The organism is Sphaerochaeta sp. (assembly GCA_022482495.1).
Lineage (GTDB): Bacteria > Spirochaetota > Spirochaetia > Sphaerochaetales > Sphaerochaetaceae > RUG023.
Genome location: JAKVPA010000001.1, coordinates 272,854 through 290,245 on the forward strand (window position 1 = coordinate 272,854; position 17,392 = coordinate 290,245).

The 17,392-nt window shown below is 52.7% G+C and carries 16 protein-coding genes and 1 tRNA gene; 3 read left to right on the forward strand and 14 right to left on the reverse strand.

Features of this window, described 5'->3' with window-relative positions; translation table 11 throughout:
• Positions 1-56: 56 nt before the first annotated feature.
• From ltrA to LKE28_01455, 14 genes are all read right to left on the reverse strand, one after another.
• Positions 57-1,418 carry a group II intron reverse transcriptase/maturase gene (gene ltrA / locus LKE28_01390; GenBank protein MCH3906924.1) on the reverse strand — a complete coding sequence of 454 codons (1,362 nt, stop codon included), beginning with the start codon at positions 1,416-1,418 and terminating at the stop codon, positions 57-59.
• Positions 1,419-1,962: 544 nt separating this feature from the next.
• Complete coding sequence (locus tag LKE28_01395; protein ID MCH3906925.1) at positions 1,963-2,862, reverse strand: dihydrodipicolinate synthase family protein; 900 nt, start codon at positions 2,860-2,862, stop codon at positions 1,963-1,965.
• 10 nt (positions 2,863-2,872) lie between these two features.
• Positions 2,873-3,757 carry a 2-hydroxy-3-oxopropionate reductase gene (garR, locus tag LKE28_01400; GenBank protein ID MCH3906926.1) on the reverse strand — a complete coding sequence of 295 codons (885 nt, stop codon included), beginning with the start codon at positions 3,755-3,757 and terminating at the stop codon, positions 2,873-2,875.
• Between the two features lie 79 nt (positions 3,758-3,836).
• The gene (locus LKE28_01405; protein MCH3906927.1) at positions 3,837-4,970 is read right to left on the reverse strand and encodes an IS110 family transposase; all 1,134 of its coding nucleotides are present in this window, start codon (positions 4,968-4,970) and stop codon (positions 3,837-3,839) included.
• A gap of 276 nt (positions 4,971-5,246) precedes the next feature.
• Positions 5,247-6,581, reverse strand: coding sequence for a glucarate dehydratase (locus LKE28_01410; GenBank protein ID MCH3906928.1), 1,335 nt, complete (start codon positions 6,579-6,581; stop codon positions 5,247-5,249).
• Between the two features lie 11 nt (positions 6,582-6,592).
• Positions 6,593-7,564 carry a hydroxyacid dehydrogenase gene (locus tag LKE28_01415; protein MCH3906929.1) on the reverse strand — a complete coding sequence of 324 codons (972 nt, stop codon included), beginning with the start codon at positions 7,562-7,564 and terminating at the stop codon, positions 6,593-6,595.
• Positions 7,565-7,582: 18 nt separating this feature from the next.
• On the reverse strand, positions 7,583-8,980 hold the full coding sequence (locus tag LKE28_01420) for a tripartite tricarboxylate transporter permease (GenBank protein MCH3906930.1): 1,398 nt from the start codon (positions 8,978-8,980) through the stop codon (positions 7,583-7,585).
• Positions 8,981-9,105: 125 nt separating this feature from the next.
• The gene (locus LKE28_01425) at positions 9,106-9,573 is read right to left on the reverse strand and encodes a tripartite tricarboxylate transporter TctB family protein (protein ID MCH3906931.1); all 468 of its coding nucleotides are present in this window, start codon (positions 9,571-9,573) and stop codon (positions 9,106-9,108) included.
• A gap of 24 nt (positions 9,574-9,597) precedes the next feature.
• Positions 9,598-10,581: a tripartite tricarboxylate transporter substrate binding protein gene (locus LKE28_01430; GenBank protein MCH3906932.1), complete on the reverse strand. Its 984-nt coding sequence runs from the start codon at positions 10,579-10,581 to the stop codon at positions 9,598-9,600.
• Positions 10,582-10,860: 279 nt separating this feature from the next.
• Positions 10,861-11,760 (reverse strand): DMT family transporter, encoded by a 900-nt coding sequence (locus tag LKE28_01435; GenBank protein MCH3906933.1) that lies wholly within the window; start codon positions 11,758-11,760, stop codon positions 10,861-10,863.
• An 11-nt stretch (positions 11,761-11,771) separates the two neighbouring features.
• Positions 11,772-13,034, reverse strand: coding sequence for a glucarate dehydratase (gudD, locus tag LKE28_01440; protein ID MCH3906934.1), 1,263 nt, complete (start codon positions 13,032-13,034; stop codon positions 11,772-11,774).
• A gap of 182 nt (positions 13,035-13,216) precedes the next feature.
• Positions 13,217-14,359, reverse strand: a complete 1,143-nt coding sequence (locus LKE28_01445; protein MCH3906935.1) for a GGDEF domain-containing protein — start codon at positions 14,357-14,359, stop codon at positions 13,217-13,219.
• 184 nt (positions 14,360-14,543) lie between these two features.
• A tRNA-Leu gene (locus LKE28_01450) sits at positions 14,544-14,627 on the reverse strand.
• Positions 14,628-14,681: 54 nt separating this feature from the next.
• Positions 14,682-15,446 carry an esterase family protein gene (locus tag LKE28_01455; GenBank protein MCH3906936.1) on the reverse strand — a complete coding sequence of 255 codons (765 nt, stop codon included), beginning with the start codon at positions 15,444-15,446 and terminating at the stop codon, positions 14,682-14,684.
• A 76-nt stretch (positions 15,447-15,522) separates the two neighbouring features.
• Between LKE28_01455 and LKE28_01460 the strand changes: the two genes are divergently transcribed.
• The 3 genes from LKE28_01460 to amrB are packed head-to-tail and all read left to right on the forward strand — an operon-like array spanning position 15,523 to position 17,303.
• A complete protein-coding gene (locus tag LKE28_01460; GenBank protein MCH3906937.1) occupies positions 15,523-16,635 on the forward strand; it encodes an NFACT family protein in 1,113 nt (370 codons plus the stop codon).
• The gene (locus tag LKE28_01465; protein MCH3906938.1) at positions 16,607-16,963 is read left to right on the forward strand and encodes an NFACT RNA binding domain-containing protein; all 357 of its coding nucleotides are present in this window, start codon (positions 16,607-16,609) and stop codon (positions 16,961-16,963) included. The genes LKE28_01460 and LKE28_01465 overlap by 29 nt, the downstream gene beginning before the upstream one ends.
• Positions 16,950-17,303 (forward strand): AmmeMemoRadiSam system protein B, encoded by a 354-nt coding sequence (gene amrB / locus LKE28_01470; protein MCH3906939.1) that lies wholly within the window; start codon positions 16,950-16,952, stop codon positions 17,301-17,303. The genes LKE28_01465 and amrB overlap by 14 nt, the downstream gene beginning before the upstream one ends.
• Positions 17,304-17,392: the final 89 nt, after the last annotated feature.

Genomic DNA, 17,392 nt, shown 5'->3' on the forward strand with positions numbered 1-17,392 from the left:
AGCCGCCAGGCTCCTTCCTCTCACACCACCGGACGTGCCGTTCGGCATACGGCGGTTCAAACGAATAGACTGTGATACCTTAATTCCAGCATCACCCGGTCTTTCATCATGCGTTGGGCATGAATCTTGGCATAATGGGCTACGGCATCCACCAACCCGAATCTTTCTTCGAGAATCTTGTTTGTGAGGGCCCTGTTCATGGGCCCGCCGGACATGCTCCAGTATGAGTTGCTCGCAAAATTGCATTTGCCGAAGACCCATTCCGGCACCCCCAGTTGCCTTAGCTTGTGGCAACGGTTCCGGCCGTTCTTCCACTGCTTGTAGAGAACCTGCCTCACCCGTCTCCTGACCCACGGCATCAGTTCCTCGTTCAGGTACGACTTCATGTTCCCCCTTGCAAAGTAGGATATCCACCCCCTGAGAGTCGCGTTCAGTTCCCTTATGACAGTCTCTATCCTGACGCCACGGCTTCGTGCCGTTATCTCACGGATTCTGTCCTCCAGTTTCCTCACTTTCTTCTCTGTGGGCTTGAGCTTGCCGAGCGTCTCCTTTTCCCCGTTGGTGATGAATTCGAACCCGAGGAACTTCGACCCTACGGTCTTCCTCGCCTCTGTCTTCTCCATGTTCACCTTCAGCTTGAGCTTGCGCCCAAGATAGGAAATCACCCTGTCCCTCACCCTGTAGGATGCCATCATCGACTTCACGAAGATGTTGCAGTCATCCGCATACCTGACGAATTTGAGCCCCCTGCGTTCAAGCTCCTTGTCGTATGGGGTCAGATAAATGTTGCTCAGCATCGGGCTCAGGGGGCCGCCTTGTGGCGTGCCTTGTGCCGTGGCCATCATGCATCCGTTCGTCAGAACCCCGCTTTCAAGAAACGAGAATATGAGTCTCCTGATGTCCTTGTCCGGCATGTACTTGTCGACCAGTCCCATGAGGATGTCATGGTCCACCGTGTCGAAGAACTTCGACAGGTCTAGGTCTACCACATGCTTGTATCCCTCGGACATGTAGGTCTGTGCCAATCTCACCGCATCCTCCGCACTCCTGTCCGGGCGGAACCCGAAACTGTAGTCGGAGAACGTCGGCTCGAACACCGGCGTCAGCACCTGCACAATGGCCTGCTGGATTACCCTGTCCACTACGGTGGGCACTCCCAGAAGACGCACCCCGCCGTTGTCCTTGGGTATCTCCACCCTTCGGACAGGCATCGGCCTGTACGTCCTTGCAAGAATTCTTGACCGGATATCACCGAAATGCCTCGCGAAGTGCTCGTCCAGCATGGCCACGTCCATGCCGTCGACTCCGCACGCACCCTTGTTCGCCTTCACTTTCTTGATGGCGCTGGTGATGTTCCCGACCGAGACCAGCTCCCTGCACAGCCCAGTGTTCGGCACTGTCCTGTCTTCCCCTCTCATGAGGTACCTCCTTTCCGCATCGCGTTCGCGTTAAGGCTCTCGCCTTTTCCACGCTGGCGGATTGGCCTTCTCTTCTTCGAAGGCATTCATTCGTTCAGCCCTTCGCAGAGTCCCTCTCTGCTACTATGGCTTCTGCTGACTCCTCCCCATTCGTTGTTACTGCACCGTCATACGGCGATATTGCAGCCTAAGGCGCTGGAGAGGCCTCGCACGGTAATCCACTATTCTTTCCTCGTTTACCTGTCTGATTTACAACCAAAGGCTCGATACCTTTCGGAGCTTGACTGTTCTTTGCCAGCTTGTCCCCTTTGGGTGCCTTGTATCAGCCACTCGGGCATCTCTGTCCGGGTTACCTGTTCGTCAGGCCACGATTTCGCTATTGCTTCTTTCGCCTCATGCCTCACGACATGGAGCTTGCAAGTCGCTATCGGGTTCGTCGGTATCTACGCCCCTTAGGACTTTCACCTTAGAATAATGTCATGCGTGTCACACAAAGAAACACCGCACCAAAGAAGGTGCGGTGTTCTTGTAACGGAAACCGGTGTTATTTCAGATAACACGCAGAAAGTAGCTGGGCTTTCAACCCTTCCATCTGCCGTTCATTGGACGGCAACGTCGGAAGAATCGGATCGCCCACCGGGATGGAAAGCAGATTGGCATAGTCCTTCGTGGCGACAGGAAACGTTGATTTGTCCATCTGCAGGCGTATCGGATTGAGCTTGTATTGTGCTTCCAGCGCACCTTTCAGATCTCCTTCAACATACCGGTCATAAATGGAGCACACCAACGCGGGTACAAAATTTGCCGTGGAACAGACGGCTCCGCAGCATCCTACGGCAAGACCGGCATACACCAGCGTATCCTTGCCGCACAGTACCTTGAAGCCTACATCCTGGTTCCTGCGGATGAACTCCTCCGTCTGGGTGAGATCCCCGGAGCTGTCCTTCATGCCGACAATGTTCGGCACCTCATGGGATAGCACGGAGACCAGATCCTGACTCATTCCATATCCCGTTCGGCCCGGGTTGTTGTACAACAACACCGGAAGTTCAGGGACACTCTGGGCGATCGTCGCGAAGTGACGCTTCAGCTCTTCCTCATTGGGTTTGATGAACATCGGTTGCAGGATGGAGATCCCCTGGACTCCCCGTTTCTGGGCCATCCGGGCGATGCGTACACAGGTTGACGTACGAATGGCGCCGATGCCCATGAACACAGGAATCCTCCCACCAACCTGGTCGAGGACGATGGACAGAACCTGTTCCATCTCATCCTCCCCAAGCATATAGAACTCGCCGTTCGAACCACAGACGAGAACGCCCGAAATTCCTCCATCGATCATGAAATCTACTTGTCGGCGGAGATTCTTCTCGTCAATCTTCTCGTCCTTGGTCACCGGCGTTACGATAGGTGGTACGATCCCCTTGATGAAATCGGTGTTCATGTCGCTCTTCTCACTTTCCGATCTTCGTTCCCGAGACTTTGGCGTAATACTTCGCCAGAGCGCTGTGGTCGTCCGAACCGCATCCGTCGGCGTGCAGCGTCTCAAACATCTCCTGGACTTCCGCAGTCAAGGGAAGCGGAGATCCCACCTCGTGTCCGGTGGACAAGGCGTTGTTCAGGTCCTTGATGTGCAGGTCGATGCGGAATCCCGGCTTGAAGTCGGAAGCCATCATCATCGGTACCTTGGCGTTCATCACCGTGCTGCCGGCCAGCCCGCCTTTGATCGCCTGGAACACCAGGTCGGGATCCAGCCCCGCCTTCTTCACCATGGTGAACGCCTCGGCGCAGGCCGCGATGTTCACCGCCACGATGATCTGGTTGGCAAGCTTCGTCGTGTTTCCCGCTCCGATCGAACCGCAATACACCGCGGTCGCGCCCATCTGCAGCAGGAGCGGCTTGTACTCATCATACAGCGCCTTCTCGCCGCCCACCATGATGGCCAGCGTCCCATCTACCGCTTTTGGCTCGCCACCGGAAACCGGGGCGTCCAGCATCTTCACGCCCTTCTGGGCGCAAGCCGCACACACCTTCTGGCTGGCCGCAGGCGCGATGGAACTCATGTCGATCAATACAGAACCGGATTTGGCGTGCTCCAGAAGACCATCCTTGCCCAACACCACCGCCTCGACCTGCGGAGAATTGGGAAGCATCGTGATGATCACCGGGCATTTCTCCACGATGTCAGCGTTGCTGGCACCTTCCTTCGCCCCATCCTTGGTCACCGCTTCGATGTTTTCCCTTCTCAGGTCATACACCCACACTTCGTTGCCGTGTTTCAGCAAATTGCGGACCATGGGCTTCCCCATGACTCCAAGACCGATAAACGCAATCTTCATGTTGCTCCTCCTATAAAAAGTCAACAGTAAAGTTAGGAAACTGCTAACCTTTGTTTGTTTTACTATAGGAGCTGTCAAGTCAAGCCCCTATGACCTCCTCGACGGTGAACAGACACTTGTCCCTCACCATCAAGGCTGGATTGAACGGTTCCCTGTTGTGGAGCATGGCAAAGATGATTCTCGCCAATTTCCTGGTCGTTGCAATGATTGACTTGCCGGAACCCTTGCCCGTCTTCATTGCCCGGTAATCGGTCATCAGCCTCCATTCACCGGTTATCTTGGAGAGCCGTATCATGCCCATTGTGGCCTGCACGAGTGCTGTTCTCAGCTCCTGCGGGCCGTGCTTGGTTATCCTGCCCATGTGCACCGTCTCGTTGGAGTTGTGCACCGAGGGCACGATGCCCACGTACGAGGCGAACCGCTTGAAATCCCCGCAGAACCTCTTGTCCAGGTCCTTGGTGTAGGCGGCGATTGCGCTGGCCGTCAGGAACCCGACACCCGGGATGGTCATCAGCAGCTGCACATCCTCGTCGTCCCTGGTCATCTCCCGAAGGCGCTTCTCCAGGACCTTGATTTGCTCCTGCACACCTTCTATAATGCCAAGTATCACCTCGAGTGATGCGGCGGCCTCTGTAAAACCTTGATCCGCGAGATCTTTAACCAGGGCCTGCCGCTTTTTATTGCTCTGCAGCTGGGCTGCCTTGGTCGTGATCCCGTAGCCGAGCAGCATCCCGTGGATCTGGTTCTTCATCTTCACCGTGCTGCTCACCAAAAGGCTCCTGCACTTGATCATCCTCCTGAGCTCCTCGCTGCTCTGGTCCGCCAGGTGGCTTTCCGGCAGCATGTCCTTGCCCAGGTAGTAGGCCAGCGTTGCAGCATCCCCTCTGTCGTTCTTCTTGGTGCTCTGGCTGATCACCTTGAACTTGTTGGTGTTCACCACAACCACGGAGAACCCCTCGCCTTCCATCCGGTTCTTGAAGTACCGTGCATTGCCGGTGGTCTCCACCGCCATGGCGACCGAGCATCCCCGCTCGTCCTCCCACTCATGCATCCTCTGCACAAATGCCTGGTAGCCCTCCGTCGTGGTCCGGTACATCCCTTCCTGCAACAGCTCCCCGTCCTCTCCCATCACACAGATGGTGAGCTGGCTCTTGTGCAGGTCGACCCCTACGCTCAACTGTTCAATCTTCTCTTCTCGCTGCTTGTTGCCCATCTCAAGGCCTCCTTGTGCTTTGGTCGGCAAGACAGCTTCCGTTCGGTGATTCCGTCCAATCTCCTATCCGGCCTATCCGCCATCGCTGACGGTGACCATTGAATGATTCGGTACAAACTCTTCATTCTCCTAATCGGCCTCTTACGACCATCAAACATGTCGAACTTGCACCTACTCTGTCTTCCAACCTTGTATCTATAATGATACACCCTTCAGACAGAGCCTCAGTAACCACCTACTGACTTTTTATCATTCCTCCTAACCAAATAGGTTTCATTAACGAACCATGCAGGGCTTTTTCGAGTCGAACTTCCAACCCGGAATCAAGAACTGCATGTACTTCGCGTCATTCCGGTCTCCGCTGCCCAGTTTCCGGTACAGCTCATTGGCCTTCATGACCGCGTCCATATCAAGCTCCAAACCAAAGCCTGGGGCATCCGATACAGGAATCTTTCCATCCTTGATCTGGTACGGATTCTTCGTCAGATACTGTCCGTCCTGCCAGATCCAATGGGTATCAAGCGCCGTGATGTTCCCCGGAGCGGCTGCCGCGCACTGAGCGAAAATCGCCAAGGAAATGTCAAAGTGGTTGTTGGAATGGGATCCCCAGGTAAGATTCCAATCATTCAGCACCTGACCGATACGCACCGACCCCGCCATTCCCCAGAAGTGAGGATCAGCCAGGACGATATCCACCGATTTTTCCACCACCGCGTGACGGAACTGACGCCAATCCGTAGCGATCATATTGGTCGCTGTCGGGATGCCTGTCGCTTCCTTGAACTCCGCCATCGTCTCTCTGCCGCTATATCCCGCTTCCGTGCCGCAGGGATCTTCCGCGTAGGTCAACGCGCTCCCCTTGCATAACCGTATCGCGTCGGAAAGACTCCAGGAACCGTTGGGATCGATGTTGATCCGTGCGTCCGGGAAGTTCTTTGCAAGCAACGCGATGGTCTCCATTTCCGTCTCACCATCAAGGACACCACCTTTCAGTTTGAAATCCTTGAAGCCATAGTGCGCTTTCAACGCCTTAGCCTGTCGAAGGATAGCCTGGGGGTCCATCGCCGGTTTACGCCGGATGGCAAACCACGGATTTTCATCACTAGTATCATCCCGATAGGGCAGGCCATACGGGCGATAATCGGCCTCATAAAACAGATATCCGAGGATCACGACATCTTCACGCTGTCTTCCTTCTCCCAGCAATTCACATACCGGCACACCGAGAAACTGACCCATAAGGTCAAGCATTGCAGCCTCGATGGCCGTCTCGGCATGCACCACATCCTTCAGCTTGGAAAGGTCCAGATTCTGCAACCCATCACTTCCCTTCGCCTTGGCATTATGCATATCCTTCAGTTTCCCGATGACATTCCGATATGCTCCGATCGGTTGCCCCACCACCAATGGGATGGCATCCTCAAGCGATTTGAGGATCGCTTCACCACCATGCACCTCCCCCACGCCGGTATGGCCGGAGGAATCTTTTAAAACAACGATGTTTCGCGTGAACAATGGTGCGTGAGCGCCACTGAGGGACAGCAACATGCTGTCATATCCCGCCACCGGGATGGCCTGCATTTCCGTAATAACGGGCGTCTGATACCCCATATTCCTCCCCCTTACGTTTCCGAACCCATCCGGGGATGCGCTGGATGGTTGACTGCGAAACGTGGCTTCTTCTGCGCCAACATCACATCCTTGACACAAGCGCCCATGTCTTCACTGCATCGATGGAACGACTCAGCGGTGGCAGATGCGTTATGTGGCGTCATCACGACATTGTCCAATCCATACAGTTCATTGGTAAGCGGAAGCGGCTCGGAAGAAAAACAATCCAGACCAGCCCCATACAACTTTCCGCTTTTCAGGGCTGCGATCAGATCATCCTCCACTACTTCTTTTCCTCGGGCTGCATTGATGAAAATCGAACCATCCTTCATTGCATCAAAGAATGCCTTTCCCACCGAGCCTTGCGTCTGTGGCGTAAGCGGAAGATGCAACGACACCACATCCGCTCTGCCAAGCAATTCGTCCCGATTATCCACCCAGGTCACATACTCGGGAATTTGGCAGGCGCACAGGTACGGGTCATACGCCAAAATCCGCATATCAAGACCAAAATGGCATTTCTTCGCCACCATTTGCCCGATCCGGCCAAAACCAATCACTCCGAGCACTTTATCCTGCAGTTCCATACCCAAAAGCGAACGAATGCCAAAGTTTCCATTTCGCATTTCTTTGTCACACAATCGCATGTGTCGGGCTGTGGCCAGCATCAGCAACATGACGCTTTCCGCGACCGCATTGGTCAATGCAGAGGGAGTGTTGGTTACCCAAATCCCTAGGTCATCCGCAGCCTGAAGGTCAATTTTTTCAAATCCAACGCCATACCGAGCAATGATTTTCAACTGTTTTGCTTGTTCCAACACCCTGCGAGAATATATTTCCGTACGTGCCAGAACCACATCACAATCACGAATTGCTTCGATCAACGAATTCTCATCCGTTTTGCATCGTACAATCTCCGCTCCGTTATCAATCAAGGACTGCACTCCATCCAGAATAACATCTTGGGGAACCAGTATTTTCATTCGTTTTCTCCTTCTCACTCAGCACTGCTTCTCTTTCTTGTTGAATTTCGTAAGAAACAGAACAAAAAAGACCGTCAGCAAAAGAAACGCAAGACTATCCGGTTCCAGGAAAATGGCAAGGTTATTCTTGGAAATGGAGAGGCTCCTGCGGAAATACCCTTCAAACATCGGGCCAAGCAATGCGCCAAGGATCAACGTCACGGCTGGATATTTTTCCTTGCGCATGAAATAGACGATGATGCCAATCACCACCGCAACCACGATCTGAAAAATTGAACTGGTGGCGGCATACGCGCCAATAATGGCGATCAACGCGATTGAAGAATACAACACGATTCGGTTGATCCGAACGATCTTGATGTAATACGGGCCAAACAGCATCAAGGAAACAGGAATCAAGACACACGCCGCAATGAGCAATGCCGCATACATCGGGGTGACCAAGTGCATTTGCCGGGTCAAGATATCCGGACCGGGGACAATTCCATAGACCATCAACACCCCGAGCACCACAGCAGTGACACCATCACCGGGAATGCCAAACGCAAGCATGGGGACCATTGCGCCTCCACACACTGCGTTGTTTGAGGATTCAGACGCTGCGATTCCTTCCAATGCACCGCTCCCGAATCGTTCCGGATGTTTCGAAGAACGTTGCGCTTCGGCATACGAGACAAACGAGGCCAATGATCCGCCAGCTCCAGGAAGGACACCAATAAAGAACCCGATCAATGAGCTTTTTATATAGGTTACTATCCCGATTTCCTTCAGGTCGGACCATCGAGGCAAGAAATCCTTCCTGTTGATCTTCATGTCTTTTACAGAATCACTGACCTTCTGGTATTCCCGATTCAACATTTCGCTTTGCGTAAGCACCTCGCTGATGGCAAACGAACCGATAACCACCGGGATGAATTCAATGCCTTCCATTAATACGACGGATCCAAACGTAAATCGCGCAGTAGGACTGAGCACCCCCATGCCGATCGTAGAGGAAACCATTCCGATGATGGTCATCACCAATGCTTTCTTCCAACCCTTCCCCTGCATGGCGCAGATGACAATGAACGCAAAGAGAACCAATGACGCTTTCCCTGGGGTTTTCACCAGCAATGCGGCTTTTACGGCGATCGGAGAAATTAAGATCAACAATAACACCCCGATCGTCCCACCAATCGCGGAAGCAAAGGATGCATGGCCAATTGCCATGGCACCTTTCCCTTGTCGCATCAACTGGTAGCCTTCCAACCCCGTCATACAGCTGGATGGAGCACCTGGAATATTAATCGTAATCGCTGTAATGCTGCCACCATACATCCCCGCCATATAAATGCCCATACACATACACAATGCAGTATTCATCTGCATGCTGTAGGTCATTGGCAGCAATAAAACGATGGCAAGCGTCGCCGTCAATCCAGGAATGATGGCGAAAATCAGTCCAATGAAGAACCCAAGGACCAACGCCAAAAAATTCTGCAACTGAAACAACACGGCGAATCCAGAGAATATTTGACCAAACGTGGACATTGCAGCCCTCCTTAAAAGTGAACGCCGAACACGATGGCGTACAGGACGTAGACGATTGCCGTGATGATTGCTGACAGCAAAAGCTTCTTTCCTACATGACAAATGGAATCATCAAAGAAAATCATGAAGATTGACGTGAAAATGAAGGAAGCGGGAATAATGCCAACCCAATAATACAAAAGGATAAAAAGAAACAGATCGGCGATCAGAATAGCTTGCTTTGCGGAAAACCGCCCACCTTTCTTCTCTTCAGGACCATGTTTACCTTCTTCCGTCCGCTTCAATTCATCCCGCATGATGCTTGCACAGAGCAGGATTCCCCCGGTCGAGATGATGACAGGAATAAAATTCTCATTGGTCAATCCACTGTCCAGCAGAAGCGGCCCCATGGAAAGGGCCACCCCAAGGTAGCCCAACAAGAACACCATACAACACAAGGGGATCAAGACCGACCGCTTGGTGAAATCATGCATGCGCATACAGCTTTCCTTCTTTTTCAACGATTACAGTTTCAGAGACCCGTTCGCCACTGCAGCATCCAACAATTTGAACGCATTTCCTTGCACTTCCTTGACATACTGCTTGGTTTCATCAGCACCCTTCCAAACAGGAGACACGCCAATGGAAACAATCCAATCCTGAAATTCCTTGGAACTCTGAGCTTCCTTGTAAAGGCTTTCCAAGGTACTTACCACCTCAGGAGGAGTTCCGGCAGGAGCGCACATGATGATGAATGAGGCACACTGGAGTTCAGGATATCCCAGAGATGCACTTGTGGGCACATCAGGATATGCTTTGTTCTGCGTTTTGGAAAATTCTACCAGTCCTCTTACCTGACCGGAAGCAATGACGGAAGCCAAATCCCCAAGACTGGTGATGATGGCATCAACCTCACCGTTCAGCAACGCTTCACGTTGTGTGGAAGAACCAATGTACTGCACTTCATTGAAATCAACGCCAAAGACCGATTCCATCTGCGAAATCAACAGCGAAGTCCGTGAACCCGCATTGGCACCACCGATGCGAATCTTCCCTGGATTGGCCTTTGCGGCATCAATCACTTGAGCGAACGTTTTGAAGGGAGAATCCGCTCTCACCATCAAGGCATCCGATTCTTGGGTGACCATACAGAACATGTTGAGCTTGTCAAGGTCATATTGAGGGATCAACTTGAAATATACGGATCCCACAACACTTCCGTACGTCATCGCACCGATGCGATATCCATCCGGTTTTGCTGTCATTACCTGATAGGGGCCATTGGCCTCCGTTGCACCATTATTGGTTACGTACAAGGTGACACCTTTGTGATTCTTCTCAATAATGGAAATCAATTTGCGGTTGATCGTATCCGTACCACCACCAGCCTCAGCAGGAACAATCACTTCGACGTCTCGTGTGGGATACGTTTTCTCACTTCCTCCTTGGGCAAACAACGTCGAAACCATAAGCATCGACACGAGGCACAACCAAAAAAACTTTTTCATAACTCCTCTCCTTCTCGTTACGTTTTATATGCGTATACCACTATCGTATCCTTAATCTGTAATTTGTCAATTTATATTTGATTTTTTATAATAATATTTTATTTTCTATAAATATCATATAATTTTAACTTATTCTGTTTGATTTTACTTAATGATGGTAAAATGAAAGAAGAGTTGTTTTGATGTGATACGGTAAATTCAAATAAACCCATTTTCACATTATGGTATTCATTCACCGTGTATGTTGTATAAAAAGATTTTTATTATTCTGTTTGGAGTTTATTGTACCTGCGTTGGTTGTTGAGAACGATTCATCGTAAACATCACGACCCCAACACCGATGATTATCACGTATCCAATCAAAGAAAGCACATCAGGTACCTGGCCGAACACAAGAACCCCCAAAATGGCAGAAAACAACACTTGGCTGTAATCATACACTCCGATTTCCCGTGCCGGCGCATAGCGGTAGGCTGCGGTGACACAGAACTGACCCATGCAGCCAAAGGCTCCTGCCATCATCAGACAAAACCATTCCCTACCATGCATCGGATAATAGGAGAACAGAAGGAACGGCAATGTCACCAATGTGGTGAACAGCGAGAAAAACCAGATGATCACATTCCCGTCTGTCCCTTCTTTGCCAAGGCTTCGGACCACGGTATATGCCGCACCCGCTCCCATCCCCCCAATGAACCCCACGATTCCCGGCACCAACAGCATATTGGAAAAGGATGGTTTGACGACCAACAAACTCCCCAGAAAAGCGGTCACCAGACAGATAATCTGGGATCCCCGTACCTTTTCCTTAAGAAACAGCGCGGAGAACACCACAGTAAAGAACGGTGCCATTTTGTTGAGCATTGAGGCATCACTGAGAAGCAGATGGTCAACGGCAAAGAAATTGCCGATCATCCCAACGGTGCCGCAGGATGCGCGCAACAGGAGTTTCCCCCAGTGCTGGCGTACCTGGAGCCCCACATACCGTGGACCTTTCCCCTTCACCAACAACAGAACGGTGGTGAACACCAAGGCTACGATGTTCCGGAAAAACAATTTCTGTAGGAACGGGACCGGTCCGGCAAGGCGAACGAACAGGTTCAGCAGGCCAAACCCCAGACTGGTCAACAAGATCAGGATCGTACCCTTGCGCAGATTGTATGTTTCCGTTCCCATCATCACCCCATCACTCAGCGTACCATTGAGGGCCGTTTCGGGTCAAACTTCCAACCGGGGATCAAGAATTGCATCGCCAGAGCATCATTCCGTGCTCCCAGACAATGCTCCGTGTACAGCCGATTGGCCTCTTTGATACGATCCATATCCGGTTCGATTCCCAATCCAGGTTTGTCAGGCAATTCAATATACCCATCCCTGACCTGCATCGGTTCTTTGGTCAACCGTTCCATCCCTTCCTGCCAGATCCAGTGGGTATCCAACGCGGTGGGATTGCCGGGAGCGGCAGCCCCTACCTGCGCCATGATGGCAAGCGAAATGTCAAAATGGTTGTTGGAATGGGACCCCCACGTCAAACCGAACTCATCACACAGCTGAGCCACTCGGACCGAACCTTCCATCGTCCAGAAGTGGGGATCCGCCAATGGGATATCCACTGACTGCAACTCCAAGGAATGGCAGAGTTGCCGCCAATCCGTAGCGATCATGTTGGTCGCTGTGGGAAGCCCCACCCTGCGCCGGAATTCACTCATGATCTCACGACCGGAATATCCATTTTCCGCGCCACAGGGATCTTCACAATAGGTGAGAATCCCTTTCATCGGGGAACAAAGCCGGACCGCTTCTTGCAATGACCAGCATCCGTTGGGATCCAGCGTGATGCGCGCGTCAGGAAACGCCTCCTTCAGCGCACGGATACACTGCATTTCTTCATCTCCAGGGAGTACACCGCCTTTCAACTTGAAATCATGAAATCCATAGACTGCTCTGCTGGCTTTGGCAAGCCGGACGATGGCATCCGGGGTCATCGCCTTCTCATGACGAATCCGATACCATTCCACCGGGCTGTCCGCTTCCGTCGCATATGGCAAATCCGTTTTGGTCCTGTCCTGTACGAAAAACAGATATCCGAGGATTTTCACACGGTCCCGTTGTTTTCCTTCCCCAAGCAGGGAAGCGACAGGCAATCCAAGATATTTTCCCAACAAATCAAGCAACGGGGCTTCCAAAGCGGTAAGAACATGCACACCAGTACGAAGATCGAACGTTTGCTGCCCCCGCTGGTCAGTTTCAGAATCCAAAGAGCATTTCACATGGCGAAGGGTATCCTTGTACGCTCCGATCTCCGTTCCGATGACCATTTGCTTGCGATTTTCAAGCGCTTGGGTGATCTTCCCCCCTCCCGGTACTTCCCCGACCCCTACGGTGCCCGTTTCATCCGTCAGGATCACTACATTCCGCGTGAAAAAAGGCCCATGGGCTCCACTGAGATTCATCAACATCGAATCATGTCCCGCTACAGGATAGACCTGCATATCCACAATTTTTGGTGTTTTTGACATAACAAACCTCTCTTTCCAATTATATTTGAAGAGTGTAGGTCTGCTTATAAGTAAAGTCAATTTATATTTGATATTTTAATTATTTCTTGCAGTATTTACAAAACAATGATGCGCAATTACGCCAAATGCATAGGTCTTGAGATATCTTCACGCACCATCATCCGCTCCTGCTTGTTCTGGTACAACCGGCCATCCACCATCTTCTGGAACGCTTCGGCGCTCATGGCGGAATCCGGATCATACACGCCTACCCCGATGCTGAACGTGAGGGCGTATTCCAGCCCGCTTTCCGCGTTGAAATCAGCGACGGTCACGTCAAGCAGCAACAATTTCCCATCCAGTTCAGCCGATGTCATGGATGGCAGGAACACACAGAACTCATCTCCGCCATAGCGGGCGATCAGGGCATTCTTGGGAAAGCACCGAAGCAGGATGCGCATGGTATCCTGGAGTGCCGCGTCCCCGGCGGCATGTCCATAGGTGTCGTTGATTCGTTTGAAATGGTCCAGGTCGATCATGATCTCCGCGAACCGTTTCCGTTCCCTGACCAGTTCCTGCAACGTGAAGTCCAGTTTTCTGCGGTTGAACGCTCCGGTAAGGTAGTCGATGTTGACGTCCCGATCCTGCAGAAACACATAGATGACAACAAGAGACATGGTGGTTCCGGCGTATTCCAGCGCGAATCCGTAGATCAGCGCCTGGAGAATTCCACAGAGCAGCGGGACCAGGGAAAACACCACCAGTGTCGGGATGTATCTGCCGCTGATCTTCCCCCTCTGGGTGAGAACGTATACTTCGGAATAAACCATCGTGGTGATGAAGAGGATAGCCCGAAGGCCAAAACCGGGACCGCGATGGTACCGCCCCTGGGTGTCAAACCAATAGTACCATCCCGTCACTTGGGACAGGAGCAAAATGAGGAAGTTCAGGAGGACGAACAGCAGAACGGGAAACATCCAACGCTTCTTCTGCGCTTCGCTGATCTCAATCCAATTGCCCAGGTACCGCATCCACAAAAAGACGATCAACGGATCAAACCCATAGGTAAGGAAATTCCCCACTTCCGCAAAGAGAATCGGATACCCCGGCGTCGAACCAAGCCGGGCGAAAGAATCAGCGACGGTAAGAGCCATCAGCAAGACGGCCATGGCGGTAAAGGAACGGCGGCGATTGGAGAGGGGTTCGTGATACCGGTGGTTGAGCAGCAGAAGGACCACCAGTGAGACGAACGAGTACCCATTCAATGCCAACCACCCCATCAAAGCTCCTTGTATGTTTCCTGCAATTTTCCATCTATGAGTCGCAATCGTCAACGGTTTTTGACGACGAATATTCCATCCGTACGGACAACTTCTGTCATATTCGGCCCAATGTACACTCCCAAGGAAACCGAAAAAAAGCGATCGGATGCATTCCGACCGCCTCTTACGTCAATTTTTTGAATGCGGCAGAAAGGACTTGAACCTTCACGAAGTTTCCCCCACAAGCACCTCAAGCTTGCACGTCTACCAATTCCGCCACTGCCGCAACACTGGTACGGAAAGACAGTACACCAACTCTCGCGTCCACGTCAAGTATGAATTACATCCACTGGATGGCAGGCAGAATCAACCGTTCCCAGTAGTCCCAGGTATGCGCTCCCGGCCCCTGGGACCAGGTCACATCATAGCCCAATCCTTGCAGCTTTTTCCGAAATTGTTCGTTCGGCGGGAACAATGCGTCTTCTGTCCCGCAGGCAAGGAAAAACCTCGGTTTTTCCGTGTTTCCCGCCACGTTTTCCGCCAATGCATCGTAGTCGTTCTCCGAACCGGAAAACGAGCGGATATCCTCCAGACCAAACATCGCCTGATATTCCGTCCTGCTGAATTTTCCGTCAGACGAAGGATTTGTTGAGGAAAGCACCCGCTGTTTGATCAGCGCCGAGGAGAGCCCGATCACCCCACCGAAGGTTTCGGGATGGCGCAGTCCGTTGGTAATGGCTCCGAAGCCTCCCATGGATAGTCCCCCGATGAAGGTATCCTCACGCCGCATCGAGAGAGGAAACGTCTTTCGGGTGAACGATACCAGTTCCTGGCTGACGAAGGTACCGTACCGGTTCCCGGTGATGGCACTGTCCGCATAGAACATGTTCTCCCCATTGGGAAGAAACAGGCAGATCCCTTTCTCCCGGGCATAGAACGCGACCCGGGAGTTGACCAGCCAGCTGGTCATGTCCCCGTGGAGTCCGTGGAGCAGATACAGGCTGCGCAGCGGCCCTTCCTTTCCCATATCCGTCGGCAGATACGCCACAAATCCGACATTCCGTTTCAGCGTCTCAGACGCGAAATCAACCAGCATGCAGGCCATAGGAACTCCTCGCTGGAATGGTAGCCGCTCTTTCCCCGTTGTGCAACGGCGGGAAATGACATACCCTTTGGTGGTGATGTCACTGAATTGGAAAGAATTTGGATTGCTGCTCTCCGAGTTGCCGCTGGAAGGATCCTCCATCCAGGCGGTGGTGCAGCATGATTTCCACTGCCTGAGCTGGCAGATGTACCGACCGGATGTCGGACGGTGGATCCTGTACACCGAAGTCGGGACCCCCAACGCACGCATGCACCTGCTCTCCAGTCCCATCGCCGCCACCCAAGGAATGAAAACGCTCAAGCTGCAACGGTTCGTCCAGTTCTGCCGGCGCCACGTGGAAGGCTCGCTGGTGAAGAGCGCCCATCAGGTGCCGTTCGACCGGATGATCATCCTGGATCTGGACAACCATGGGGTTCTGATGCACCTGTATTTCCGGTTTTACAGCGGCAGCCAGGCGAACATCATCGTCACCGACCAGGACAACATCATCTTGGACCTGCTGTTCCGTCGTCCGGGGCGGGATGAGATCAGCGGAAAGCCGTTGGTCCTTCCTCCGGTGAAGGAGGCTCCGGAAAAGGAGTTCACCATCCGTCCACGGACAGAGGGCTCGTTCAACCGCCAGATCGAACAGGAATATGGGGAAAAGAGCAACGAGGAATCCCTGGATAGCCTGACGCAACGGGTCATCCAACGACGGGACAGGGAACTGAAACGGCTCGAGACCACCGTCCAGAACCTTGCCGCAAAAGCCAGGGAAAACGCCCGCTACGGCACGTACAAACTGTATGGCGATCTCCTGTCCTGCAATAGTTCCATGATCACTCCCGGCTCCTCTTCCGTCACGGTGGATGACTACACCACCGGAAAACCCTGCACCATCGCGCTGGATCCCCGCCTCTCTTTCAACGGGAACATCCAGGCGTACTACGAACGGTACCAGAAAGCGAAAGGGACCTGGGAGAACAGCAAGGCCGAATATGAGAACGCCCAGGCAAAACTCCAGGCGGAGACGGAACGGTACAAGAAACTGCTGGAACCAACGGAGGACCCCAAGGTGATGATCCGCCGCCTGCAGAAGGAACTCTCCGAACTGACGGCGGACAAGCCGACGGAAAAGGAAATTCCCTGGCCTGCAGTTCAAAAGCGGTTCATTCTCCCTGATCGTCGGCCGGAGCGCCAAAGAAAATGATGAACTCCTCCGCCACTTTGTCAAAGGATACGATTGGTGGATGCATACCCGGGACTACCCCGGAGGCTACGTGTTCATCAAAGGAATGAAGGGAAAGAGCGTCCCCCTGGATGTCCTGCTGGACGCGGCGAACCTCGCCGTGGTGTTCAGCAAGGCGAAGGGACAGAAGCATGTCGACCTGTACTACACCCAGGTGAAGTACCTCCGCAGGGCCAAAGACGGCCCGTTGGGGCTGGTGCTTCCCACCCAGGAAAAAAACTTTCCCGTAACCGTGGACGATACCCGTCTGAAACGAGTACTTTCTACAGGAGAGGATGCGCATGCATGAGGGCAATTTTTCATTGATCTTCTATCCACAGACGTTGGAGGGACCTCGTCCTGATGACGGGAAACCGAGCTTCCCGATGGCGTTGCTCCTTCCCCATGCAGCCTATCAATGGGTCGGGAAGGAACTGGAAGAGGCGTACCACCGGGTTGGTGGCTCAAACCCCGACCGCGTCGTCATTTTGGCGCCCCTGCATCAGGACAGACGCCCGTCGATGCAGGACCATTGGCTGTTTGCCCCTTCCGATGTTGGCATCCGCATGGGGAGCATGACGGCTTCCTACGAAACTTCATTGATCCAATCGGTAATCTTCCCGCTTTCCCCAGACCATCCAGACGGATGATTCCGTCTTTCTGGAAGAACCGGGTTGGGAGCTGCACGCAGCACTCTCGGCATCCCACTTCCCTTCCGTCCCCTTGGTGCCGCTCCTTT

Bases quoted from the DNA above. Each gene is read 5' to 3' on its own strand.
- amrB (MCH3906939.1), top strand. From the start codon at position 16,950: ATGCGCATGCATGAGGGCAATTTTTCATTGATCTTCTATCCACAGACG.
- LKE28_01435 (MCH3906933.1), bottom strand. From the start codon at position 11,760: ATGATGGGAACGGAAACATACAATCTGCGCAAGGGTACGATCCTGATC.
- LKE28_01415 (MCH3906929.1), bottom strand. From the start codon at position 7,564: ATGAAAATACTGGTTCCCCAAGATGTTATTCTGGATGGAGTGCAGTCC.
- LKE28_01425 (MCH3906931.1), bottom strand. From the start codon at position 9,573: ATGCGCATGCATGATTTCACCAAGCGGTCGGTCTTGATCCCCTTGTGT.
- LKE28_01405 (MCH3906927.1), bottom strand. From the start codon at position 4,970: ATGGGCAACAAGCAGCGAGAAGAGAAGATTGAACAGTTGAGCGTAGGG.
- LKE28_01430 (MCH3906932.1), bottom strand. From the start codon at position 10,581: ATGAAAAAGTTTTTTTGGTTGTGCCTCGTGTCGATGCTTATGGTTTCG.
- LKE28_01445 (MCH3906935.1), bottom strand. From the start codon at position 14,359: ATGGGGTGGTTGGCATTGAATGGGTACTCGTTCGTCTCACTGGTGGTC.
- LKE28_01395 (MCH3906925.1), bottom strand. From the start codon at position 2,862: ATGAACACCGATTTCATCAAGGGGATCGTACCACCTATCGTAACGCCG.
- ltrA (MCH3906924.1), bottom strand. From the start codon at position 1,418: ATGAGAGGGGAAGACAGGACAGTGCCGAACACTGGGCTGTGCAGGGAG.
- LKE28_01410 (MCH3906928.1), bottom strand. From the start codon at position 6,581: ATGGGGTATCAGACGCCCGTTATTACGGAAATGCAGGCCATCCCGGTG.
- gudD (MCH3906934.1), bottom strand. From the start codon at position 13,034: ATGAATCTCAGTGGAGCCCATGGGCCTTTTTTCACGCGGAATGTAGTG.
- garR (MCH3906926.1), bottom strand. From the start codon at position 3,757: ATGAAGATTGCGTTTATCGGTCTTGGAGTCATGGGGAAGCCCATGGTC.
- LKE28_01455 (MCH3906936.1), bottom strand. From the start codon at position 15,446: ATGGCCTGCATGCTGGTTGATTTCGCGTCTGAGACGCTGAAACGGAAT.
- LKE28_01460 (MCH3906937.1), top strand. From the start codon at position 15,523: ATGTCACTGAATTGGAAAGAATTTGGATTGCTGCTCTCCGAGTTGCCG.